The organism is Mesorhizobium sp. B2-6-2, from assembly GCF_006440615.1.
GTDB lineage: Bacteria > Pseudomonadota > Alphaproteobacteria > Rhizobiales > Rhizobiaceae > Mesorhizobium.
This window is the reverse complement of record NZ_VFUG01000026.1, coordinates 28816-50053: the sequence shown is the minus strand read 5'-3', so window position 1 is coordinate 50053 and position 21238 is coordinate 28816. Positions and strand designations below refer to the sequence as shown.

At 63.1% G+C, this 21238-nt stretch carries 24 protein-coding genes and 1 pseudogene; 9 read left to right on the top strand and 16 right to left on the bottom strand.

The window, feature by feature from the left end; genetic code table 11:
• Positions 1-53 precede the first annotated feature (53 nt).
• From FJ419_RS28795 to FJ419_RS28785, 3 genes are read right to left on the bottom strand one after another with little or no spacing between them, the layout of a single operon-like run.
• Positions 54-482 carry a hypothetical protein gene (locus FJ419_RS28795; RefSeq protein ID WP_140700622.1) on the bottom strand — a complete coding sequence of 143 codons (429 nt, stop codon included), beginning with the start codon at positions 480-482 and terminating at the stop codon, positions 54-56.
• 6 nt (positions 483-488) lie between these two features.
• Complete coding sequence (locus tag FJ419_RS28790) at positions 489-1091, bottom strand: BglII/BstYI family type II restriction endonuclease (protein ID WP_140700621.1); 603 nt, start codon at positions 1089-1091, stop codon at positions 489-491.
• Entirely contained in the window at positions 1088-1732 is a 645-nt protein-coding gene (locus tag FJ419_RS28785; protein ID WP_246678000.1) for an MT-A70 family methyltransferase, read from the bottom strand. Before FJ419_RS28785 ends, FJ419_RS28790 begins: the two co-directional genes overlap by 4 nt.
• 150 nt (positions 1733-1882) lie before the next feature.
• Between FJ419_RS28785 and tam the strand changes: the two genes are divergently transcribed.
• A complete protein-coding gene (tam, locus tag FJ419_RS28780; RefSeq protein ID WP_140700620.1) occupies positions 1883-2656 on the top strand; it encodes a trans-aconitate 2-methyltransferase in 774 nt (257 codons plus the stop codon).
• Between the two features lie 119 nt (positions 2657-2775).
• Complete coding sequence (locus FJ419_RS28775; protein WP_140700619.1) at positions 2776-3897, top strand: beta-ketoacyl-ACP synthase III; 1122 nt, start codon at positions 2776-2778, stop codon at positions 3895-3897.
• Here the strand turns inward: FJ419_RS28775 and FJ419_RS28770 are convergent.
• Together FJ419_RS28770 and FJ419_RS28765 are read right to left on the bottom strand one after the other, a co-directional pair.
• Positions 3894-4460 (bottom strand): isoprenylcysteine carboxylmethyltransferase family protein, encoded by a 567-nt coding sequence (locus FJ419_RS28770; RefSeq protein WP_140700618.1) that lies wholly within the window; start codon positions 4458-4460, stop codon positions 3894-3896. The two genes, FJ419_RS28775 and FJ419_RS28770, sit on opposite strands and share 4 nt — an antisense overlap.
• A 92-nt stretch (positions 4461-4552) precedes the next feature.
• On the bottom strand, positions 4553-4972 hold the full coding sequence (locus FJ419_RS28765) for a hypothetical protein (protein ID WP_140700617.1): 420 nt from the start codon (positions 4970-4972) through the stop codon (positions 4553-4555).
• A gap of 102 nt (positions 4973-5074) precedes the next feature.
• Here FJ419_RS28765 and FJ419_RS28760 point away from each other — a divergent pair, with 102 nt between their 5' ends.
• Both FJ419_RS28760 and FJ419_RS28755 read left to right on the top strand, forming a co-directional pair.
• Complete coding sequence (locus FJ419_RS28760) at positions 5075-5743, top strand: TetR/AcrR family transcriptional regulator (protein WP_140700616.1); 669 nt, start codon at positions 5075-5077, stop codon at positions 5741-5743.
• Complete coding sequence (locus FJ419_RS28755; RefSeq protein ID WP_140700615.1) at positions 5718-6335, top strand: MOSC domain-containing protein; 618 nt, start codon at positions 5718-5720, stop codon at positions 6333-6335. The genes FJ419_RS28760 and FJ419_RS28755 overlap by 26 nt, the downstream gene beginning before the upstream one ends.
• Positions 6336-6373: 38 nt before the next feature.
• Here FJ419_RS28755 and FJ419_RS28750 read toward each other — a convergent pair whose 3' ends face one another.
• The 3 genes from FJ419_RS28750 to tsaA form a co-directional block, all read right to left on the bottom strand.
• A complete protein-coding gene (locus FJ419_RS28750) occupies positions 6374-7213 on the bottom strand; it encodes an SDR family oxidoreductase (protein WP_140700614.1) in 840 nt (279 codons plus the stop codon).
• Between the two features lie 144 nt (positions 7214-7357).
• Entirely contained in the window at positions 7358-7672 is a 315-nt protein-coding gene (locus FJ419_RS28745; protein WP_140700613.1) for a DUF2293 domain-containing protein, read from the bottom strand.
• The gene (gene tsaA / locus FJ419_RS28740; RefSeq protein WP_140700632.1) at positions 7669-8175 is read right to left on the bottom strand and encodes a tRNA (N6-threonylcarbamoyladenosine(37)-N6)-methyltransferase TrmO; all 507 of its coding nucleotides are present in this window, start codon (positions 8173-8175) and stop codon (positions 7669-7671) included. Before tsaA ends, FJ419_RS28745 begins: the two co-directional genes overlap by 4 nt.
• Positions 8176-8315: 140 nt before the next feature.
• Between tsaA and FJ419_RS28735 the strand changes: the two genes are divergently transcribed.
• Entirely contained in the window at positions 8316-9338 is a 1023-nt protein-coding gene (locus tag FJ419_RS28735; RefSeq protein WP_140700612.1) for a metalloregulator ArsR/SmtB family transcription factor, read from the top strand.
• The gene (gene metF / locus FJ419_RS28730) at positions 9338-10255 is read left to right on the top strand and encodes a methylenetetrahydrofolate reductase [NAD(P)H] (protein ID WP_140700611.1); all 918 of its coding nucleotides are present in this window, start codon (positions 9338-9340) and stop codon (positions 10253-10255) included. The genes FJ419_RS28735 and metF overlap by 1 nt, the downstream gene beginning before the upstream one ends.
• Before the next feature lie 371 nt (positions 10256-10626).
• Here the strand turns inward: metF and FJ419_RS28725 are convergent, their stop codons facing one another.
• A complete protein-coding gene (locus tag FJ419_RS28725) occupies positions 10627-11547 on the bottom strand; it encodes a DMT family transporter (protein ID WP_140700610.1) in 921 nt (306 codons plus the stop codon).
• Positions 11548-11757: 210 nt separating this feature from the next.
• Between FJ419_RS28725 and FJ419_RS28720 the strand changes: the two genes are divergently transcribed.
• A complete protein-coding gene (locus FJ419_RS28720) occupies positions 11758-12978 on the top strand; it encodes an alanine racemase (RefSeq protein WP_140700609.1) in 1221 nt (406 codons plus the stop codon).
• 138 nt (positions 12979-13116) lie between these two features.
• On the opposite strand, the gene FJ419_RS28715 is transcribed toward FJ419_RS28720, so the two are convergent.
• A complete protein-coding gene (locus tag FJ419_RS28715) occupies positions 13117-13848 on the bottom strand; it encodes an SDR family oxidoreductase (RefSeq protein ID WP_140700608.1) in 732 nt (243 codons plus the stop codon).
• Positions 13849-13976: 128 nt separating this feature from the next.
• Between FJ419_RS28715 and FJ419_RS28710 the strand changes: the two genes are divergently transcribed.
• Positions 13977-14873, top strand: a complete 897-nt coding sequence (locus FJ419_RS28710; protein ID WP_140700631.1) for a LysR family transcriptional regulator — start codon at positions 13977-13979, stop codon at positions 14871-14873.
• 71 nt (positions 14874-14944) lie between these two features.
• On the opposite strand, the gene FJ419_RS28705 is transcribed toward FJ419_RS28710, so the two are convergent.
• Together FJ419_RS28705 and FJ419_RS28700 are read right to left on the bottom strand one after the other, a co-directional pair.
• Entirely contained in the window at positions 14945-16123 is a 1179-nt protein-coding gene (locus FJ419_RS28705) for a lytic murein transglycosylase (RefSeq protein WP_140700607.1), read from the bottom strand.
• Between the two features lie 183 nt (positions 16124-16306).
• Positions 16307-17098 (bottom strand): GH25 family lysozyme, encoded by a 792-nt coding sequence (locus FJ419_RS28700; RefSeq protein ID WP_140700606.1) that lies wholly within the window; start codon positions 17096-17098, stop codon positions 16307-16309.
• A gap of 290 nt (positions 17099-17388) precedes the next feature.
• Here FJ419_RS28700 and FJ419_RS28695 point away from each other — a divergent pair, with 290 nt between their 5' ends.
• Entirely contained in the window at positions 17389-18771 is a 1383-nt protein-coding gene (locus tag FJ419_RS28695) for a serine hydrolase (protein ID WP_140700605.1), read from the top strand.
• A gap of 25 nt (positions 18772-18796) precedes the next feature.
• Here the strand turns inward: FJ419_RS28695 and FJ419_RS28690 are convergent, their stop codons facing one another.
• From FJ419_RS28690 to FJ419_RS28675, 4 genes and pseudogenes are all read right to left on the bottom strand, one after another.
• Positions 18797-19105: a HigA family addiction module antitoxin gene (locus FJ419_RS28690; RefSeq protein WP_140630878.1), complete on the bottom strand. Its 309-nt coding sequence runs from the start codon at positions 19103-19105 to the stop codon at positions 18797-18799.
• Between the two features lie 8 nt (positions 19106-19113).
• Positions 19114-19203: pseudogene (locus FJ419_RS28685) on the bottom strand (type II toxin-antitoxin system RelE/ParE family toxin); the annotation flags it as partial.
• 46 nt (positions 19204-19249) lie between these two features.
• Positions 19250-19915 carry a class I SAM-dependent methyltransferase gene (locus tag FJ419_RS28680; protein WP_140700604.1) on the bottom strand — a complete coding sequence of 222 codons (666 nt, stop codon included), beginning with the start codon at positions 19913-19915 and terminating at the stop codon, positions 19250-19252.
• The gene (locus FJ419_RS28675; protein WP_140544486.1) at positions 19912-21210 is read right to left on the bottom strand and encodes a DUF3419 family protein; all 1299 of its coding nucleotides are present in this window, start codon (positions 21208-21210) and stop codon (positions 19912-19914) included. Before FJ419_RS28675 ends, FJ419_RS28680 begins: the two co-directional genes overlap by 4 nt.
• Positions 21211-21238: the final 28 nt, after the last annotated feature.

Here is a 21238-nt window from a genome sequence, read left to right as displayed (position 1 = left end):
AAGGCTATGACTCACAACGGGGTCAAGCGGTCCAGAACCTGAATATCCGAGAACTAAACGACACTGTTTACCCGACCAAGCGCATCCTCAATGGTCGCCCAGCGATCTTGCACTTTTTCGTTGAAGCGCTCTTTTTTCTGCGAGATGAGATCCCGAGCTCCTTGGACGAATTTGAGGACTCCTGCAGAGTCGATTGAGCCTCCGTGAGAGTTGTTCCATTTAGATTGCACCAGGATCAGCGTAGCGGTGGCCGGATCATAATAAATTGCGTCAATTCCGTTGTCATTCGATCCGTCCACAACGGCCTGGCCTGCTGCTGTAATGTCGGCGTCGGCGACTATTCTGACGCAAACTGCAGCTATGGCGCGGGATAGGAGGTGATCAGCTTTTGCTGGGCCATCTTGAAGGTCCGTCGCGTCCAGATTTGGGACGACCTGTTCCTGCAGCTTCTGCTTTATCTGGCTATGCTGTAGCTCAGCCATGCGTATTCACCTATCATCGACATAGATTGTTGGTGTCATGGCAAATACAAGCACTGGACAGCCACCCGCGCCGCCGCCAAGAATACGTGGCTCTAATTTATCATAGTGTGTCGTGGAGCCACCAAATGTGCTGGCATCTCGGCCGAACTCCGCCCGATGGCGATGCAGCCACTGCTGCAGTTCAGTGGAACGCGTGACGACTACGCCGACATCGGCGACCCTGAGGTCGTAAAGTAGGCGGAAGTTGTTGAGATCGCGGTCGTAGAACGGGTCCTTGTTATTCCATTCGACCTCGAGCGCGATCTTTCCTTTGAAACAATCGACCTTGTGGGTCGGGCTTTCGCTTTCCACCTTATCGACGACAATCTTGGTTTCGAACTTCTTCTCGATCCAGCCTCGCTTATAGAATTCTGAATCGATCGCGGTCGCCATTTCGGTCTTGCTTCCGCCCTTAGCGGCTATGGCGCCATGTGGCAGGCGTGCAGCAGTGAGTACTTCGATAATGTCCGACCACTCACTGGCGTGGCCGTACTGCAAGATCGTCCGAGCATTGCGCCAATCGTAGCAATCCCAGCCTGGCAACAGGTCGACTTTTGGCAGTTTGCTCACTCTGCCGCGTCCGCCGCCGAGTTGTAGGCATATGTCTTCCAAGTCGGCTTGTAGTCCTCGTCCGCTTGGTTGCCCCAATAGGTCCACTTCGGCCTGGTGCCGCGGGCAAAAAGCTCAAGATACGGTCCTTTCGAGCAGCTCTCAATCAATTCGTACTGCTCGTCGGGTTTCCGTGAATGCTCGCGCTTGCGCGATGAGAGATAATTGACCTGGCTGCGTCCAGGGGCTTCCGTGCGCGCGTTTTTTCCGCGCACGCCGAACAGCAATAGCTCCGTCACGTTGCGGAAGTAGAAGCCGACACCACGACCGTCGGAGCCGCCATCTTTGCGCACCTTGTGCCAAACGATGTTCGATTTGTATTCGAATCCCCAACTGCGCATGACTGCTAGGCCATCCGGCAAAAGCGCGTTGGGGACCCAAAGATAGAGGTGCGCAGGTTGCAAAGTCAGCTCTGCCACGGGAAGGGCGCATATGTCGTCGGTTGTCATTGTCTCGTAGCGAGACAACCGACGATGCTCAGGAGCAACTTTTCCAGTGCGGTTTGTAAAACGCCATGGCGGATCGGCCAGCACGGTGTGAAAGCGCTTGCCGGCTGTCCTTTTTGCCAAATCGATGGCTGCATTCATCGCTTCGGCGTTCACCGTGGCCCCCTGGGAAATGCTATAGAACAAAAGAGGAACTTTTCCCTTCTGTCAAGACTGACACGATTCGTGTCGATATGTCTGGCACATTGTGCAGTTTTCGACATATGCGTTTCCGCCGATGTGCGGAGGCAATGAAGAGGGTTCAACATGTCCAAGACGGACTGGTCCGCCGCCCAATATCTGAAGTTCGAGGATGAGCGCACGCGGCCCGCGAGGGATCTGGTGGCGCAGATGCCGGTCGATTTTCCGCGCCGCGTCGTCGATATCGGCTGCGGTCCTGGCAACTCGACGGAGCTTCTGGTCGAGCGCTGGCCGGATGCTCAGGTCAGCGGCTTCGACACCTCGCCGGACATGATCGAGAAGGCGCGGGCGCGGCTGCCGAATGTCAATTTCGAGCTGGCGGATGCCGCCGGATGGCAGCCCGAGCATCCCGTCGACGTCATCTTCGCCAATGCCGTCTTTCAATGGCTGCCGGAGCATCCGGCGGTGTTCCAGCGGCTGATGGGCTTGCTGGCGCCCGGTGGCGCGCTGGCCGTCCAGATGCCGGACAATCTCGGCGAGCCCTCGCACCAGCTGATGCGCGAAACCGCGGCGGAAGTGCCGTTCTCGGCGAAGCTCGACGGCGCGGCGCGTGGGCCCTTGCCGCCGGTGTCCTTCTATTACGATCTTCTGTCGCCGCTCGCCGACCGGCTCGACATGTGGCACACCGTCTACAACCATCCGCTCGCCGATGCCGAAGCGATCGTCGAATGGGTCAAGGCGACGGGGCTGAAGCCTTTCCTCGATCCGCTCGACGCGGATGAGAGGAAGCTGTTCCTTGACAGCTACACGGCGAAGATCGCCAAGGCCTATCCGAAGACGGCGAACGGCAAGGTGCTGCTGCGCTTCCCGCGCATCTTCATCGTGGCCAAGCGCGCTTGAGCATCCGCCATCTGAATGCCAGCGGTGGTTGTCGAATTAAGCTGGAATAAACCGGGCAAATGCGACAAGTGTAGCGCCTCGCCTCGGCACAACTTGCCGCCCCCTCGGACGGATTGGACATGCATCGCGTCATCATCAGCGGCATCGGCGCCGAAATCCCTGAACCCGTCATCACCAATGAAGAGCTGGTCGCAAGCTTCAACAGCTGGGTCGACACCGAGAATGCGCGCCGCGCCGACACCGGCGAGCCGCTCTTGCAGAAATCGGACAGCGACTTCATCGTCCATGCCTCGGGCGTGAGAAGCCGACATGTGATCGAGCGCGAGGGCATTCTCGACCCGACCCGCATGTCGCCGCGCATTCCGGCGCGGCCGGACGACGCGCTGTCGCTGGAAGCGGAGTTCGGCATCGCCTCGGCCAGGAAGGCGCTTGCCCATGCCGGGGTCGACGGGTCGGACATCGACCTGGTGATCTGCTCGGCCTCGCACCATCAGCGGCCCTATCCGGCCATCGCCATCGAGATGCAGGAGGCGCTGGGAACCAAGGGCGCCGGCTTCGATATGGGGCTTGGCTGCTCTTCCGCCGCGGCGGCGCTGCATGTCGCGGTCAACCTGGTGAGGGCAGGGGCGCACAAGCGCATCCTGGTGTCGACGCCGGAGATCATCACCGGCCATCTCAACTTCCGCGACCGGCAGACGCATTTCATCTTCGGCGACGCCTCGGTCGCCATGGTCGTCGAGGGTTTGGCGCAGGGCGAGAAGCGGCCGGGGCGCTTCGAGGTGCTCGACACGCGCACCTGGACGCAGATGTCGAACAACATCCGCACCAATCTCGGCTATTACACGCGCACCGCCCAGGACGATCCTTACATGATCGACCTTGGGGGCAATCTCATCAAGCAGGTCGGCAACAAGGTGTTCAAGGAAGTCACGGTCGCCGGCCAGAAATTCATCGTCGAGTTCCTGGCCGAGCACGGGCTGACGCCGGCAGGCATCCGCCGCTTCTGGCTGCATCAGGCCAATGCGCGCATGAATGCCATGATCCTGAAATTGTCCTTCGGCCACGACGTCGACCATGACCGCGCGCCGATGGTGCTGGAGCGGCTCGGCAACACCGCCGGGGCCGGCGCGATCGTGGCGCTGTCGGAGAACCATGCCGACATGAAGGCCGGCGATTTCGGGCTGATCTGCGCCTTCGGCGCCGGCTATTCGATCGGCGGCGCGCTGCTCAGGATGCTTTAAGCCGGCGCGAGGGGCACCAGCATCGGCACGCGCCTGGCGTAGTCGTCATAGGCCGGGCCGAGCTCGCCGCGCAGGAAGCTCTCTTCCAGCCGCGCCTTGACGACGACGCCGACGAGCAGCAGGCCGGCGCCGGCAACACCCCATAGGGTGCCCTTGACCGCCATGGTCGCCAGGATGGACAGCAGCAGTCCCGTGTAGATCGGATGGCGGACCAGGCCGTAGGGGCCGGTATCGACGACGCGATGATCAGCCTTGGCGGTGACGTTTGCCGACCACAGGCGGCCGAGATGCAGGCGCGCCCACCAGGCGAAAGCGATGCCGATGGCGATCAGGGCAACGCATATCCACGCTTCGGCAAGCGTCGGCGTCCACAGCCGCAGCCGGCCGGCATAGCCGTGCGCCGGCACGAACAGCAACACGGTGCCGGCGAGCCAAAGGACCCGATAGCGCGCCTCCGACTTGAGATCGGCGCGCTTTTGCGCTGGATCTGCCCAGGCAGCGGCAAGGAGCCAGGATACCACCCAGAACAGCCAAAGCGCCGCTACAGCGTGTCCAACCTGCATGATCGAGCCTCTCGTCTGCCACGCGTTTAAATCCGCGCGGCAGGCGAAAGAAGGTCGAAGTCGGTAAGAATGTCGTGATCAAACCGGTGCCGTCACGCTGCGGCCATCGCCGCCGCGACAAGCGCCTCGCCCGAATATTGCCGGCCGCCGATACCCCAACCCCCGTCGGGAGCGTTGAGGATGTTAATCCAGGTGTTCTCGGGCTTGTGGCCCGGCACGCAACATTCGTCGACGATCCTGGCGGCTGCGGCGATGAAGGCCTCGCGCGCCTCGTTGGTCGCAAGGCCGATATTCGGCAACTTCAATTCCACCATGACGACAGGACGATTGGCGCCGCCAGCATAGAGGCGATCGATCGGCAGGATATGAACCGTTCCGCCGACGATTGCGGTGAAGAATGAATTCCCGGTGGCTCCGGAGGCCTCGATGAGCGCGGCGCTGAGGCGAGGCAGGATTTCGCGCTCGCCCGCTGCGCTCAGCACGCCCTCGGGCGCGGTCACGGTAATCGGCATGTTGGTTCTCCTTCGTGCTGCGGATGGTTCCGCTTGTCAGGTTACGTATTGATTGTTACGTTATCCAAAAGAGTCGAGTCAACAGGTTTCGTATCGATCACTATGGAAAATTCTGAGAAGTCTCGCGGCGGCAGGCCGCGGGCGTTCGACCCGCAGGCCGCGCTCGACGCGGCGATGCATCTGTTCTGGGAGCATGGCTATGAAGCGACCTCGCTTGCCATGCTGCGCGAGGCCATGGGCCTGACGCCGCCGCAGATCTACAACGCCTTCACCGACAAGGAGACGCTGTTTCGTCGGGCGCTAGCGCGCTACCACGAAAGGGAGGTCGGGTTTGCGCTCGACGCGCTTAGCGCGCCGGTATCGGTCAAGGAGGCGATGCGTTTGCTGCTGATGGGCGCGGCTGAGGCCTACACCCGGCCGGGTAAGCCCGGCGGCTGCCTTTTCATCAGCGGTGCGCTGGCGACTTCGCCGCAGGCGCAAGCCATCGCGGACGAGCTCAAGACATATCGCAAGGCGACCGAAGCGGCGATCGCAGCGCGGCTGGGCAAGGGCCAAGAGGCCGGCGAATTGCCGGCAAATCTGTCCGTCGAGCGATTGGCCAAATACCTGACCGGCGTCATGCACGGAATGTCGATCCAGGCGCGTGACGGCGCTTCGGCAGAGGACCTCAGGGCTTTGGCCGAGATCGCTCTTGCCGCCTGGGCAGCCGAAATGCGAAAAGCGGCCGACTCAAATGGCGAAACCGATGCCAGACCTGTTCTCCACGATTGAAACGCCCGTCGAGACCGTGCCGGGCCGCAAGCTGACGGCAAGGGCAGCGGCGCTTTACAGGGCTCCTTCCGATCATTTCGAGACAAAACGGGTCGAGGAACTGCGGCTCGGCTTCGACGGCATCGAGGGCGATTTCCATGGCGGAACAACGCGGCGTTCCGGCGGGCGCGAGCCTTGGTATCCGCGCGGCACCGAGATGCGAAACGAGCGGCAATTGTCGCTGGTCGCCGCGGACGAGCTCGCCATCGTCGCGCAACGCATGGGGCTCGAGGAGATCAAGCCGGAGTGGATCGGCGCCAACCTTGCGGTCGAGGGCGTGCCGCATCTTTCGATGCTGCCGGCCGGCTCGCTGATGTTCTTCAAGGGCGGCGTGACGCTCAAGGTCGACGGCCAGAACAGACCCTGCCGTATTGCCGGGCAGTCAATCGCCGAGCATGTCGGCGCCGCGGACCACGACGCCACCGCGCTGCTCTTCCCAAAGGAGGCGAAACGGCTGCGCGGCCTTGTCGCCTGGGTCGAGAAGCCGGGCGTCATCAGGGCCGGCGAGGAAATTTCCATCCGGGTGCCGGAGCAGTGGATTTATCAGGCCTGAGGCCACGCCGCTGAAGCAGCGTGGCCCGCGTTTTTTGATCAGGGTTTCCGGTTCTTGTTGGCGCCCTGCGCCATCACCGAAACATGATCCCACTTTTCCCAGGTGGCGATGCGGTTGGCATATTCCTGCCGGATCATCGGCAGGCCGCCATCGCCGAAGAAGACCCTGAGCGGCGGCTCGGCGGCATCGACGATCGCCAGCATCGCCGGTCCGGTCGCTTGCGGATCGCCGGCCACGGAACGGCCGCGACGCTCGGCCAGCGCCGCGCGGACGCGCTCATAGACATCCAACGGCTTGGAGATCTTGGCCGACGGCCCGGCCCAGTCCGTGGAGAAGCCGCCCGGCTCGACAAGGGTGACGTGAATGCCAAACTCCGCGACCTCCAGGCTGAGCGACTGGCTGAAGGCTTCCAGCGCCCATTTCGAGGCGTGATAAAGGCCGAGCGAGGCAAAGGCGTTGACGCCGCCGATCGAGGAGATCTGGATGATGTGGCCGGAACGTTGCGCCCGCATGACGGGAAGCGCGGCCTGGGTCACCCACAGCGCGCCGAAGACATTGGTCTCGATCTGGTCGCGCGCTTCCTGCTCGGTGACCTCCTCGATGGCGCCGAAATGGCCGTAGCCGGCATTGTTGACGACCACGTCGAGCCGGCCGAAACGCCCGTGCGCCTCGGCAACAGCGGCGTCGACGGCGTGCTTGTCGGTGACATCGAGCTTCATGGCGGCGACCTTGTCGCCATATTTCTCGACGAGATCGGCGAGCGTGCCGGCATCGCGCGCGGTTGCGGCGACGCGATCGCCGCGGGCGAGCGCGGCCTCGGCCCAGACGCGGCCAAAGCCCTTCGACGATCCGGTGATGAACCAAACCTTATCAGTCATGATCTGTGATCCTTGCCCAGAGGGCGATGAATTCGGAGGGATAAACGGAGGAATCTCCGTTTTCCCATGTACGGCGCCGCCGCCGTTTTTCCAGAGGCAGCACCCGAATTAATTGGCTGGATGCTGCGTAGAGGACGCAGGCGTCTATTCGTCCTCCTCGTCTTCCTCGAGCAACCGTGTCGCCCGCCAGCGGGTAAGCACCTCATTGGTCCGCCCGATGACGAAGAAGCGCGCCGAATCCCGGTCGTAGCCTTCGGCCAGCAATTTCTCGTAATCGGTGTGGACATGGCGGACATGGGCGATGGTGGCCAGCCACACCGCGATCGTCGGCGGCAAGCTCTTCATATGCACGGAACCGGCCTCGGCGCGGATCTTTTCCATGTCGGCATAAGGCGCGAGCGGCAAAAGCGCGGTCAGCGCCTTGGCGATGGCGCGGCGGCGACCGGTTGGGGCGCTCATTTCTCGTCGCGCCCGGCGATGGTCGCTTCGGGGAAGGCATCCGTGGAAGCGTAGTAGGGCTTGATGTCGATGACCGGCGTGCCGTCGAGCACATCGATGGCGTCGATCCCGATCCGGCCGGCCTCGATGTCGAGCGCGACGAGCTTCGCCACATGCAGGCCGACAGGGTTGGGCCGGGCAGGGGAGCGCAGCGAGAAAACGCCTTTCGCCTCAGCCTCATGGCGCGGTTTCTGCACAATCAGATTCCGCGGCGCGTGATGGAGCCAGGACAGGATGACGAGGTGGCTGGCGCGTTCCAGGTTTTGCAACCCCGGGCGATAGGGCTGGTCGATCAGGATTGTTGCGGTTCGCCCGGTTTCGCGGGCGGCGCGCATGTTCCTGGGGCAATCCTCGCGACCGACCCAGGGTGAGACGATGTGGCCGATGAAGACGACATGGCCGTCCGGCCGCAACTGCGCCGGGTCGGCCGCAAGAAGCATTTCACCTTCGCGCGTCTCAAACATCCTGTTCATCCCCCGGAGAAACCGCCTGCCGGCGCGGATCACGGCTGCGCCATTTTCTTGTCCGGAAGCGACATAGCCCTTGCCACGGTTTCGAAATCGACATAAACATATCTTTATATCTTTCAACGAGAAACTCGCGCATGCATGTCTCACTCGACACAATGGTAGATACATTGAAGGCGGCGGCCGAATCCAGCCGGCTGCGCATCCTGGTGCTGCTTTCGCGCGGGGATCTCACCGTCTCCGACCTCACGGAGATCCTCGGCCAGTCCCAACCGCGCGTCTCGCGGCATCTGAAGCTGCTGCTCGATGCCGGGCTGATCGGCCGCTATCAGGAAGGGTCCTGGGCTTTTTTCAGGTTGACCGACATCGATAATTCGCGCGATTTCGTCCAGCGTCTGGTCTCGGCCATAAGCGAGGCCGATCCGCAGGTGGTGCGCGATCTCGAGCGGCTCGCGGCGGTCAAGCGCAAGCGGCAGGACCGGGCGGCCGAATATTTCTCCGAGAATGCCGCGAGCTGGGATCACATCCGCTCGCTGCATGTGCCGGACCGGGCGGTGGAAGCGGCACTCATCAAGCTCGTCGGCAAGCGGCCGTTCCAGTCGATGCTCGATCTTGGCACCGGCACGGGCAGGCTGCTCGAAATCTTTGCGCCGCTCTACCGGCGCGGCGTCGGCATCGACATGTCGCGCGAGATGCTGAGCGTGGCGCGCGCCAATCTCGACAAGGCCGGCATCGCCAATGCGCAGGTACGCCAGGGCGACATCTTCTCGCCGCCGGTCGAGCGCAACGCCTTCGATCTCGTCACAATCCACCAGGTGCTGCACTATCTCGACGATCCCGCCCGCGCCATCGCCGAGGCGGCGAGGCTGCTCAGGCCATCAGGCCGGCTGATCGTTGTCGACTTCGCGCCGCATAATCTCGAATTTCTGCGCGACCGGCACGCCCATATGCGGCTGGGCTTTTCCGACCGGCAGATGTCCGACTGGTTCGCCGAGGCCGGCCTCGATCTCGAGGACAGCCAGGAATTCGAGCCGCGTGGCGGCAACGAGGCAAGGCTTACGGTGAAGCTCTGGCTCGGCCGCGATCAGCGACTGCTGATCGCCGATCCATCCAACGACTCGCTACCTGCCAAGGCATATCCAATGGGGGAAACAGCCTGATGAACCAGTTCCGCTTTTCCCGCCGCCCCGACATCGGCGACAAGGTCCGGGTCTCGTTCGAATTCTTCCCGCCGAAGACCGACGAGATGGAAGCAAGGCTCTGGGATACGGTCACAAGGCTGGAGCCGCTCAAGCCGAAATTCGTCTCGGTGACCTACGGCGCCGGCGGTTCGACCCGCGAGCGCACGGCGCGCACCGTCAAGCGCATCTTGAACGAGACATCGCTGACGCCGGCGGCGCATATGACCTGCGTCGATGCCGCGCGCGATCAGGTCGACACGGTCATCCGCGAATTCGCGGATATGGGCGTCAAACGCTTCGTGGCGCTGCGCGGCGATCCGGCGGCAGGCGTCGGCACAAGCTACCGTCCGCATCCCGACGGCTACGCCAACGGCGCCGAACTGGTCGGGGCGCTGAAGAACGCCGGCGATTTCGATATCTCGGTCTCCGCCTATCCGGAAAAGCATCCGGAAAGCCCGGATTTCGCCACCGACATCGACATGCTGAAGCGCAAGGCCGACAATGGCGCGACGCGGGCGATCACCCAGTTCTTCTTCGACAACGACCTTTACGAGCGCTATGTCGAGCGAGCGCGCCGCGCCGGCATCTACATCCCGATCGTGCCGGGCATCCTGCCGGTGCATAATTTTACCCAGGTCGCCAATTTCTCGTCGCGCTGCGGGGCGCTGGTGCCGGCCTGGCTGGCCGAGCGCTTCGAAGGACTGGAGAACGACCCGCAGACGCATGCCCTCGTGGCCTCCGCCGTGGCCGCCGAGCAGGTGCTCGACCTTGTCGAGCGCGGCGTCGGCGACTTCCATTTCTACACGATGAACCGCGCCGACCTCGTCTTTGCCGTCTGCCACATGATCGGCATCCGCTCGCATGAGACGGAGGCGGCGGGTTCGGCCGCCGCATAGGGCAGGCCGCAACGGAAAAGGCCGGGTAGAACCCGGCCTCTTCGAACTGTTTGGACTATATCTCGGTACTGGTCTTCCCGGTTTTGGCGGGTCAGGGAAGAACACCTATGATAAGGGCACCGATGAATGCGAATGCGGCACAAATCATCAACGCGTTGATCGGCCTCGTCAGTCCCATGCCATAGCCTCCTCTTCAGAGCTATGGCCGGAATCTAGAGTCATTTGGGTCACAGGCAAGCGGAAAACGTGCTGCAATGCGACATGATTGTGGGATTTGCGACTTCCGATTTATCGTTAGCCGTTGAAACTCTTCGGCAAAAGCCGCCTCAAGCGTTGTGAATAAATTGTGGCGGAGCCGTGGCATGACACCGCTACCATCGGCCCAACAGGCGACCGTCTATGGTGACCAGGCCGAGTCCGATCAGCGTCATGCCGCCGATCTCGAACAGCGCCAGCCGCTCGCCGAGGAACAGGAAGCCGAGCAGCACCGCGCTGACCGGCACGACCAGGGTGACCAGCGAGGCATTGGTAGCGCCGGCCGAGGCGACGAGGTTGAAATAGAGGATGTAAGCAAAGGCGGTTGAAAGCAGCGCCAGGCCCAGAACCGCGGCCCAGACGGGCGGCGAGACCGAGAAAAGCCCAGCAGGGCCATACGCAATCAGCACGAGCGGGATCATGATGATGGTCGATGCGGTCAGCTGTCCGGTGGCGATGACGGGCGACGGCACGCCCTTGAAGCGGCGCGCGATCATCAGGGCGACGGCGTAGGAGATCGAAGCGCCGATCAGTGCGAACTTGGCCCACACCGGTCCGCCAAGCCCGGCAAGCAGGCCAGGTCCGATCATCACCGCGGTGCCGGCGACACCGAGCGCGATGCCGGCGAACTTGTTCCAGGACAGCTTCTCGTCGGTTGTGAGCGCATTGGCCAGGATCAGCGTCCAGAACGGCGTCGTGGCGTTGAGCACCGAAGCGACGCCGGCGCCGAGCTGCGTCTGGCCGGCGAAGATCAGCGAGAAGGGCACGACATTGTTGGTGAGCGCCAGCAGGAAGAACAGGCCGGCATGCGGGAAGGCGAGCCGGAACGAAGGGCCGCGGGCTGCCAGATAGAGGTGAAGTGCCGCCGCGGCGATGGCGACGCGGAACAGCACCAGCGCCAGCGGATGGATCTCGGAAACGGCGATGCGGGCAAAGAAGAACGAGCCGCCCCAGATCGCGCCGAGCAGGAGAAGCTGCGCCCAATCCTTGAGCGTCATCGCTCCGCGCGTCGGCGCGGCGCCGGCCGTAATCGACATGTCCTGTTCCTCCCCGGGGCCGATCGCAACCCGCAAAACATCTCAAGAATCGATATCTCATCCGCAGGCAAGGGCCACCCGAAACATGACCAATGGTTTAGCGTCGCCAAAACGTGCAACAGGCCGCTCCGGATCGCCAAGACACAGAACTGTTTTCTTTGGCGGCTAGCTAGGATTAATTGTGCGCGCTCCAGACCTGAGGATTCGTCCATGCAGCGATTCGAAAATGCCCGTGAGGCGGCACTGGCGCTTCGTCCCGACGACCCGGTCTACTGTTTCCGCCCGCAGGTGCTGAAGGCGGATGCCCTGCAGTTCATGGGCATGTTTCCCGGCAAGACCGCTTATGCGGTCAAGACCAATGGCGAGCAGATCGTTCTGAAGACGCTGGTGGAAACCGGCGTCAGCGCCTTCGACGTCGCCTCGCCCGGCGAGTTCGCCGCCGTGCGCGCCGTCTCGCCCGACGCCGAGATGCTCTACATGCACCCGGTCAAGGCGCAGTCGGACATCAAGCTGGCGCTTGAAAAATACGGCATCCGGGTGATCTCGCTCGACCATGAGGACGAGATCGCGAAGCTGACGCGCGTGGTGCGGGCGCTCGATATCGATCCCGGCGCTCTCACCGTCTTCGTGCGCATCCAGACCAAGGGCCATGCGGCTTACGAACTGTCGAAGAAATTCGGCGCCGGGCCCGCCAACGCGGTGGAGCTTGCCGAGCGGCTGAACCGCACCGGCTATAAGGTCGGCCTCTGCTTCCACGTCGGCAGCCAGATCGAGGATCCGGATACCTATGAACGCGCTCTCGCCTCGGCGGACTGGGTGCGCAACCGCCTGACCTTCGACATCGCCGGGCTCGACGTCGGCGGCGGCTTTCCCGCCGAATACGGCCATGATCCCAATCGCAGGCACATCGAGATGCCGTCGCTCGGGCAGTTGATGTCGCGGCTGGCCGGCGACCTTAAAGAATATCAGTTCGACCAGATGCCCTTGGTGGCCGAGCCCGGACGCGTGATCGTGGCGCGGTGCCTGTCGCTGATCGTGCGCGTGCTGTTGCGCAAGGGCAAGCGGCTCTACATCAATGACGGCATCTGGGCGTCGCTGTCGGATTCATGGACGGGCAAGATCACGCTGCCGGCGCGCTTCATTCCAGATCCCGCGATCCGTACCCGCAACGGCAACGAAAACACCGTCGTGCCGTTCAAGGTCTGCGGCGCGACCTGCGATTCCGTCGATATCCTGTCCCGGCCGTTCTGGCTGCCGGAAACGGTCGACACCGGCGACTGGATCGAGATCGGCCATATCGGCGCCTACTCGCTGTCGCTCAGGACACGCTTCAACGGCTTCTACCCCGATACATTCGTCGAGGTGACGACACCGTTCGACGAGGGCGATGCACCGCAGGGCTTTGCGAGCTTGGAGACGATGGCGGATTAGGATGTAGGCAGTAGGGGTTAGGCAGTAGGCAGTAGGCAGTAGGCAAAGGGCATTTACAGCCTGTAGCTCTAAATCGATCTTCCCTACTGCCTACTGCCTACTGCCTACTGCCTACTGCCTACTGCCTACTGCCAGTCCTCACGCAACCCCGCCACCTGCCTGGACGTTCTCGCCTGTCAGCCAGCGGGCCTCGTCGCTGGCAAGGAAGACCGCGACATCGGCAACGTCGCGCGGTGCGCCGATCCGTCCGAACGGCGACATGCCGGCCGCGACGGCACGATCGCGCTCAGGCAACAGATCGGTATCGGTGAAGCCTGGCGACAGAGCATTCACGGTGACGCCACGCGGCCCGAGCTCGCGCGACAGCACCCGCACGAACTGTTCGACGGCGCCCTTGCTGCCGAGATAAAGCGCGGTCTGCGTGAAGAACATCCTGGTGCCGCCGGTCGAGACCGCGATGATGCGGCCGCCGTCGCGCACACGCTTGGCGGCTTCCTGAAGCGTGAAGAAGGTCCCCTTGGCATTGGTACCGAAGACGAGGTCGAAATCGGCTTCGGTTGCCTCGACGAGCGGCTTGATGACGGCGATGCCGACATTGGCCACGACGATGTCGATCTTGCCAAGCCTGGCCTCCGCTTCGTCGAACAGGCGTCGGACATCGCCGGGAACGGAAATGTCGGCCTGGACGGCGACCGCCTTGCCGCCCCTGCCGGCTATCGCAGCGACGGCTTCTTCAGCGGCATTTCTGTTGCCAACATAGTTGACGACAACAGCAGCACCATTGGCAGCCAGCCCTTCGGCGATGGCGCGGCCAATGCCGCGCGAGCTGCCGGTGACAATTGCGGTTTTGCCTTGCAACGATTGGGACATGATCGGTTTTCCCTTGCCTCGAGGTCCCGCCGGTCTGGACACCGGGCCTGATGGCTGAGAAATAGCAATTTGAAATTGATTGGATAATGAGCTATTATCCGACTAACTCGTTAATCAGAAAGTACACAATGCGCGGCTCCGAGTTTAACGAGCTCAAGGCATTTTCGGCGATCGTGGAAGAGGGCAGCTTCATTCGCGCGGCGGCACGATTGCGGGTGTCGCCGCCGGCGCTCAGCCAGACGATCCGGCAGTTGGAGGCGCGCGTCGGCGTTCGGTTGCTTAACCGCACGACACGCAGCGTTGCCCCCACACCGGCCGGCGAAAGGTTGTTTGCCCGTCTTGCGGTCGTGTTCGGTGAACTGGAAGGAGCCGTCGCCGAACTTCAGGCTGGGCGAGACCAGCCGGCGGGTTCGTTGCGCATCAATGTTTCGCGCGTCGCCGCAATGCGGTTCGTCGCGCCGATACTCGGCGACTTCCAGCGGGCCTATCCGGACATCGCGTTGACGGTCATCGTCGACGATGTGCTGACCGACATCGTCGAGGGGCGGTTCGATGCCGGCATCCGGCTCGGCGAACGGCTGGAGAAGGATATGGTCGCCGTCAAGCTCGGCGATGAGCTGCAGATGGCAGCCGTGGCCGCTCCGGTCTATCTCCAGGATCGGGCGATACCGCGCCAGCCACAGGACCTTCACCAGCACCGCTGCATAAATTTCCAATGGCCAGGCGGCGGCGATATCTACCGCTGGGAGTTCTCTCGCGGCAAGCGTTCACTGGAAATTGCCGTCAAGGGCAGTCTTATTGTCAATGATACGGAGGTGATGCTCACTGCCGCGCTGGACGGGGCGGGGGTGGCCTACATGATCGACTATCAGGTCCAGCCATTGATCGAACAAGGCAGGCTGGTCAGGTTCCTCGAAGGATGGTCGCCCCGCTTTCCGGGCTTCTATCTCTATCATCCGAGCCGACGGCATGTGCGGCCGGCGCTGCGCGCATTCATCGATTTCGTGCGGAAGAAAAGTGGGTAGTGAATAGTCAGTAGTCAGTAGTCAGTAGTTAATACTCACTACTCGCTACTCACCCATTCACCGTTCGCCATTCACAGCTTCGCCAAAAGCTCGGGCGTCGGCCAACCATCCACCGGCAGGCCAAGCCGCATCTGCTCCTTGCGGACCGCTTCGCGCGTGTTGGTGCCGAGGATGCCGTCGACGGTGCCGACGTCGTAGCCCTTGGCCTCGAGCTTGGTCTGCAGCGCCTTCATCTGGTCGCCGCTCAGGCCTTGCTCGGGCGTGCGCGGATCGAATTGCGGCGCGCCGGCGAGGCGGGTCGCAAGCACTGCCGCCGTCAGCGCGTAGGTGAAGGACTGGTTCCATTCCAGATAGACGTCGAAGTTGTCATAGGTCAGGAAGGCGGGACCCTTGCGGCCCATCGGCAGCGCCAAGCCAGCCTTGAGACCATTGTCGATGAGCGGGTTGCCGTTGGGTTCGGTGACGCCCCATTGCGCCCATTGCGACAGCGGCAGCTTGTTGGTGCGGCCGGTCTGGTCCCATGGCATCTCGTCGGGGACGCGCACTTCCTGGACCCAAGGCTGGTCGCGCTTCCAGCCGCGCGACATGATCTTGTCGGCCGTGGTCATGATGACGTCCGGCACGCTGTTCCTCAGATCGACCTTGCCGTCTCCGTCGCCGTCGACACCTCGCGCCAGATAGTCGGTCGGCAGGATCTGCGTTTGGCCGATCTCACCAGCCCAGGCGCCTTTGACGTCGGCCGGCAGCACGCCGCGGTCGATCAAGGTAAGCAGCGGCACCAATTGCTGCCGAAACAGCTGAGGACGGCGGCAATCATGCGAAAGCGTCACCAGCGCATCGAGGGTGTGGAAGTCGCCCTGGACGGCGCCGAAGTCGGTTTCCAACCCCCAGAAAGCCGCGATGATCGCCGGCTGTACGCCGAACTCCTTGTCGGCGCGGTCGAAGGTTTCGGCATATTTCTTCAGATTGGCCGCACCCTGCTTCAGGCGGTAGGCCGAAATCATGCGGTTGGCGAATTCGGTGAAAGTCTGGGTGAAGACGCCCTGGGCGCGGTCGCGCGCCAATGCCCGCTGGTCGATGGCGGCGTCCTCCAGCGCGTCGAGCCCGACGGCGCCGACGCCGGCTGCCTTGGCTTCTGCCGCGACACCCTGTTTCCAGGCCTCGAAATCGCCGCCGCATTCCTGCGCCGCCGCGGGCAGCGCAAGCGCGCCGACGAAGAGCGCCGCCAGGATTTCAACGCGCAATCGCATCGCTTTCCTTTCGAGACCGGCGCATGACCCGATCGCGACCCCGGACGGGATCGGACGGGCGCATGCGAGGATTTCAAAGCTCAGGAGTCTTGCCAGGCACTCGCACGAGTACGCCGCTCCAGATTACCAGCGGTTGCATGTTTCGCCGCCCGCCGTGTCGAAAAGCAGGCGCGGCGGCCGATGTCAACGGGTGTTCTGCCGCAGCCACTTCTTCCAGGCGGCTTCCGAGCCGTTGAAGACGTTGATGTCGGATTTGCCGGTCATGCCGGGCACGATACCGGTGCCGGTGTACTGCCAGAAGGTGAAGGGGTGGCTGCCGTATTTCTCGCGCGGGTGGCCGGCGACCGAGCGCAGCCAATAGGGATAGCCGCGGAAGGTCGCCAACTGGTTGTCGTCGAAGAAGTCGAGCGAGGTGTAGATGATCGGCTTCTTGCCATAATAGCGCTCGACCATTTGCAGGAAGACGGTCATCTCGCTGCGCACCGTGGCGGGGTCGGGGCGCAGCCTGCAGGTCGGCGAGTTCGGGTTCCATTCCATGTCGAGCACCGGCGGCATTGCCGACGGGTCTCTCGGGACATTGGCGATGAACCAGCGCGCCTGGGTTTCGGCCGGCGTGCAGAAGTAGAAGAAATGATAGGCCGCGCGCGGGACGCCGGCCGCTCTTGTACGCGCCCAGTGCTCGTTGAAATAGTCGTCGAAACGATCGCCGCCCTCCGTCGCCTTGATGAAGGCAAAGGAGATGCCGCTGGCCCTGGCCGTCGGCCAGTCGATCGAGCTCTGGTATTTGGAGACGTCCGTGCCGTGGATGGCGTAGGTCCATGGCGCGCCGCTGTCCCACTCATGCGGCTTGGAGTCCTCGAATTTGGGCGCGCGCACGGCAACCGCCGGCGACGACGGCGACAATGGTGAGAGGTCCTCCACGGTCGAGCAGGCGCCCAGCAGCGTAAGCATCAGGATGGCCGCAAGACGGCGCATGATCTTCCCCGAGCCGGGATCAGCCGGCCGCTGATGGGTCCTTCATCGATGGTGGTCGCTTTCGCGGGCCCCCTCCGGACGATCGCCCCACAGGACCGTCCCGGTTTATTCCGTCTTCCAAATCGTTATCCCAAAACCGCTGCGCACTTTTGGGCGACATGGAATCATTTGATCGCCGAACATGGTTGATAATCCATTGACGGCGCTCGACGATGCCGGCGATTTTGCGGAAGCAATGGCGGCAAATCGATGACATAAATCGTGCCGGCGAATCCAAAAGGCGGGGAAAGATGCGGGCTGTCGTGAAGTTCATCAAATGGCTGCTTGGGCTTGTGATCCTGGCGGTGGTCGCGCTCTTCGCGTGGCTCTATTTGGCGCCGCCAGAACTCATCCGCGTCGGCTCCGGCTACTCGGCCAAGATCGTCTGCTCGAATGTCTTCATCGCCGGCCGCGACGCCAGAGAGGTCTTGGCCGTCGATGTGCAGGCACCAGGCCATCCGCTGCTCAAGCTGATGAAGGTCTCCGTCGACAAGGAGCGGGGACTGGTTTCGGCCGGCCTGCTTTGGATTTTCGGCAAGAATGTCGCGGTCGAGCGCGACGGCGTCGGCTGCGCGTCGGTTGCCGACGGCGACACCGGCAAGGCAAGGCAGACGTCGCTGCGCGTCGCGCCGCCGGCCGCGGCGCAACCCGACGCGCTCTGGCCCGATGGCGAGCGGGTCGATGCTTCGCAGAATCCCGAGGTCGCGAAGATCGTCGACGATGCCGCGATGGCCGGCACCGGCATGCGCGCCATCGTGGTGGTGAAGAACGGCCGGGTCGTCGCGGAGCGCTATGGCGAGGGCTTTTCGGCCAAGACGCCGCTGCTCGGCTGGTCGATGACCAAGACGGTGAATGCCGCGATCGTCGGCACGCTGGTCAAGGACGGCAAGCTGGCGCTCGATAACAAGGGCTTGTTCAAGCCGTGGAAGGCCGACGGCCGCGCCGCCATCAGCCTTGCCGACATGATGGCGATGTCGAGCGGGCTGGCGTTCAACGAAGATTATGGCGACGTCGCCGACGTGACGCGCATGCTTTATCTCGAGCCGGACATGGCAGGCTTCGCCGAGGCCCAACCTCTGACCGGCGAGGTGGGAAAAGTGTTTTCCTATTCGAGCGGCACGGCGGTGATGCTGTCGCGGCTATGGCAAGATGCGATCGGCGACAAGGCGAAGGCGCTGGCATGGCCGCGCACGGCGCTGTTCGAGCCGCTCGGCATGCATAGCGCGGTGCTCGAGACCGACGAGCAAGGTACCTTCGTCGGCTCGTCCTATCTCTACGCCACGGCGCATGACTGGGCGCGCTTCGGCCAGTTCCTTCTGCAGGGCGGCGCCTGGAACGGAAACCAGATCCTGCCTGCCGGTTTCGTCGACTGGATGCGCGAGGCCGCACCGGCCTCAAAGGTGTATGGCAAAGGCCAGGTCTGGATCGAGGGGCCGGGCGATGAGGAAAATGCCGGCGCAGGCGTCGCTGCAGGCCTGCCCAAGGACACCTATTGGATGGAGGGCCATGACGGACAGACGGCTGCAATCATTCCGTCCGAGCAGTTGGTGGTGGTGCGGCTTGGATTGACGCCGGCCAAGCTTGGTTATCGTCCACAAGCGATGGTCAGCGCGCTGGTGAAGGCGCTCCATTAGAGGCGTGGCGGTCAATCGCCGGCCTCTATGCGGCGGTCGGCAAAGGCTTGGCGCGATCCACGCGCGCCCGCTCGTCAGGCGAGTTCATGACTTGCCAAAGATCGCTGCGGCGCTGGACGTTCAGCCAGAAATCCGGGCTGTTGCCGAACACCCGCGCCAATATGAGCGCGGTCGCCGCGGTAATGCTGCGGCGATCGTTGCACAATTCGTTCACATGCTTGCGCGGGACGCCCATTGCCTCGGCCAGAGCGGCTTGCGTCAAGCCAAGCGGGTGCATGAACTCCTCCGCGAGGATTTCGCCAACCGTTGCGGGCTTGCGTGCGGTCATCAACATGTCTCACCTCACTTGTAGCTGTGGTCGTCCAAGTAGATGTCCGATGCCTCACCCCGACCGCCATCCCAGCGGAAAACCAATCGCCATTGCTTGTTTACGCAGTTGATTGCGTTCGCTACAGCCACAGGCGTCAAATTGCAAAATTCAGTGGGCGATCTTGACTATGGCCAGCCAGGCATAGCCGCGATAAAGCGTTCTGAAACGGAAGGTTGCGCCGGTGCGCTGCGATTCCGATTCAAGCACGTCGCGAAGCGAGGCGCGCGGCGCGACATGGAATTTCCGCAGCCAGCCACGCAGCAGGGAGCGGAACCAGCGCGGCAGGCCTTCCTGCTGGCCGAAGTCGACGACATGCAACGAGCCGCCGGGCGCAAGCGCGGCGAGCGCGGCCGAAACCGTCTTTTCCCAGCTGGGGATCATCGACAGGGAATAGGACACGAACACGCGGTCGAACTGCGCGATGCCGAAGAGCGCCCTGGCATCGAAGTCGGTTGCGTCGCCACGCGCCAGGCTGACCTTGGCGGCGAGGCCTTCGCGAGCAATGGCCGCGCTAGCCGTCTCCAGCATCTCGGCCGAGATGTCCAAACCGAAGAAGCGCGCATCCGGATAGCGGCGGGCGGCAAGCGCGATGTTGCGGCCGGTGCCGCAGCCGAGCTCCAGCACGGTGCCGCCTTGCGGCACGTCCAATCCGTCGATCAGCCGGTCGCGGCCGAGCAGGTAATATTTGCGGGTCAGATCATAGATATGGCGCTGCCAGCGGTAGACGCCGTCCATCAGTTCGGCATGGTCGGCCGGCAGCTCCGTCGTGCTCATGCTGCCCGCTTCACATAGAGATGGAAGCCGCCATAGATCGCCGAGCGGTCTTTTGCCGAGAATTCGCGCGAGGCGTCGGCCTCGTAGGTCCACTGGTCGAGCAGCGAGCTGGAGACACGGCCGGGCAGGAGGCTCGGTTCGGCCGCGGTGCGGAAGATGACGCGGGCGCCGGCCGAGGCCGTGCGGGTGATCTCGGTCCACAGCGCATTGAGCAGGTCGTCGGTCATCCAGTCCTGCGCGTCGAGCAGGACGAAGCGGTCGACGGTGCCGGCGTCCTTGGCGCCCAGGAACTTGATCAGGTTGGCGTGGTGGATGGCGACGCGATCGATGTTGTCGCGGATCGTCTTGTAATTGCGCTCTTCCAGATAGGCAGGCAGCGCCGCCTCGCCAGGTTGCGGGTAGCGGCGGGCAAAGGCCTGCCAGGCGAAATAGTTGTTCTTGAGCGGGAAATCGCAGGCGAGCTTTTCAAGGCGCGCCTTGAGCACGCTCGCCATCGAGCCGTCGCCGGAGGTGATCAGCGAGTCATACTGTGCCGGCGGGATGCCGAGGCCGAACAGCGAAGCCTTGCGCGAGGTCGCCCAGCGCAGCAGCTTCTTGTCGAAGACCGGTGCCAGTTCCTCGTCGAAGAAGCGGCGCTGCTCGCCGATGTTTCCGGCCTTCATGATGCCGGCGGGATCGACGCCGAACAGTTTTGCGACGCGATGGCCCATGGCGATGAAGAGACCGAGCAGGCCGGTCTGGTAGAAGTTGCGGTCGAAAACCGAGATGCGGCGGCGGCCGCGCCAGTTGCGGCGCTCCCAGTAATGGCGGCTGACCGGATCGAGATGCGGCGCGATGAAGCGATCATAGGCATCGGAATTGTGGCTCGTGCCGGCGGCGCCGAAGAAGCGGAACAGGTCGCCCTGCGACGGCAGGTGGCGCACCGCTTCCAGCTTCATGCGGTTCAGCGCGACATGCGCGGCATTGAGATCGACGGCCTCGATCCGGGCCGGCGTGCGGGTCAGGTAAGCCAGGATGTTGCAGCCGCCCGAGGCGATCGTGACGACGCGATGGCCGGCGCCGAGCTGCATGGCCTCCATGTCGACATCGGGATCTTCCCAGATCTGCGGATAGACGAGGCCGGAGAACAGGAAGGCGAAGAGCCGCTCGGAAATGCCGTCCTTCGACAATGCCCGGTTCTGGTAGACGGCCTTTCCGACTTCCTTGCCTCGACGATAAACGAGTTCTCCGGATACGTCCGACATCGAAAGGTGATTCCCCGTTTGCTTTGGCGCAAGCGGGTAGCGCAGCGGCATGACAGGCAGGTGACAGCCTGTTGACGGC

Excerpts from the sequence above, each read along its gene's own strand:
- FJ419_RS28755 (WP_140700615.1), top strand. The coding sequence starts at position 5,718 with ATGCCAGACCTGTTCTCCACGATTGAAACGCCCGTCGAGACCGTGCCG.
- FJ419_RS28680 (WP_140700604.1), bottom strand. The coding sequence starts at position 19,915 with ATGAGCACGACGGAGCTGCCGGCCGACCATGCCGAACTGATGGACGGC.
- FJ419_RS28750 (WP_140700614.1), bottom strand. The coding sequence starts at position 7,213 with ATGACTGATAAGGTTTGGTTCATCACCGGATCGTCGAAGGGCTTTGGC.
- FJ419_RS28760 (WP_140700616.1), top strand. The coding sequence starts at position 5,075 with ATGGAAAATTCTGAGAAGTCTCGCGGCGGCAGGCCGCGGGCGTTCGAC.
- FJ419_RS28720 (WP_140700609.1), top strand. The coding sequence starts at position 11,758 with ATGCAGCGATTCGAAAATGCCCGTGAGGCGGCACTGGCGCTTCGTCCC.
- FJ419_RS28690 (WP_140630878.1), bottom strand. The coding sequence starts at position 19,105 with ATGTTGATGACCGCACGCAAGCCCGCAACGGTTGGCGAAATCCTCGCG.
- FJ419_RS28705 (WP_140700607.1), bottom strand. The coding sequence starts at position 16,123 with ATGCGATTGCGCGTTGAAATCCTGGCGGCGCTCTTCGTCGGCGCGCTT.
- FJ419_RS28715 (WP_140700608.1), bottom strand. The coding sequence starts at position 13,848 with ATGTCCCAATCGTTGCAAGGCAAAACCGCAATTGTCACCGGCAGCTCG.
- FJ419_RS28675 (WP_140544486.1), bottom strand. The coding sequence starts at position 21,210 with ATGCCGCTGCGCTACCCGCTTGCGCCAAAGCAAACGGGGAATCACCTT.
- FJ419_RS28700 (WP_140700606.1), bottom strand. The coding sequence starts at position 17,098 with ATGCGCCGTCTTGCGGCCATCCTGATGCTTACGCTGCTGGGCGCCTGC.
- FJ419_RS28770 (WP_140700618.1), bottom strand. The coding sequence starts at position 4,460 with ATGCAGGTTGGACACGCTGTAGCGGCGCTTTGGCTGTTCTGGGTGGTA.
- FJ419_RS28795 (WP_140700622.1), bottom strand. The coding sequence starts at position 482 with ATGGCTGAGCTACAGCATAGCCAGATAAAGCAGAAGCTGCAGGAACAG.
- metF (WP_140700611.1), top strand. The coding sequence starts at position 9,338 with ATGAACCAGTTCCGCTTTTCCCGCCGCCCCGACATCGGCGACAAGGTC.
- FJ419_RS28725 (WP_140700610.1), bottom strand. The coding sequence starts at position 11,547 with ATGTCGATTACGGCCGGCGCCGCGCCGACGCGCGGAGCGATGACGCTC.
- FJ419_RS28710 (WP_140700631.1), top strand. The coding sequence starts at position 13,977 with ATGCGCGGCTCCGAGTTTAACGAGCTCAAGGCATTTTCGGCGATCGTG.
- FJ419_RS28765 (WP_140700617.1), bottom strand. The coding sequence starts at position 4,972 with ATGCCGATTACCGTGACCGCGCCCGAGGGCGTGCTGAGCGCAGCGGGC.
- FJ419_RS28735 (WP_140700612.1), top strand. The coding sequence starts at position 8,316 with ATGCATGTCTCACTCGACACAATGGTAGATACATTGAAGGCGGCGGCC.
- FJ419_RS28695 (WP_140700605.1), top strand. The coding sequence starts at position 17,389 with ATGCGGGCTGTCGTGAAGTTCATCAAATGGCTGCTTGGGCTTGTGATC.
- tsaA (WP_140700632.1), bottom strand. The coding sequence starts at position 8,175 with ATGTTTGAGACGCGCGAAGGTGAAATGCTTCTTGCGGCCGACCCGGCG.
- FJ419_RS28745 (WP_140700613.1), bottom strand. The coding sequence starts at position 7,672 with ATGAGCGCCCCAACCGGTCGCCGCCGCGCCATCGCCAAGGCGCTGACC.
- tam (WP_140700620.1), top strand. The coding sequence starts at position 1,883 with ATGTCCAAGACGGACTGGTCCGCCGCCCAATATCTGAAGTTCGAGGAT.
- FJ419_RS28775 (WP_140700619.1), top strand. The coding sequence starts at position 2,776 with ATGCATCGCGTCATCATCAGCGGCATCGGCGCCGAAATCCCTGAACCC.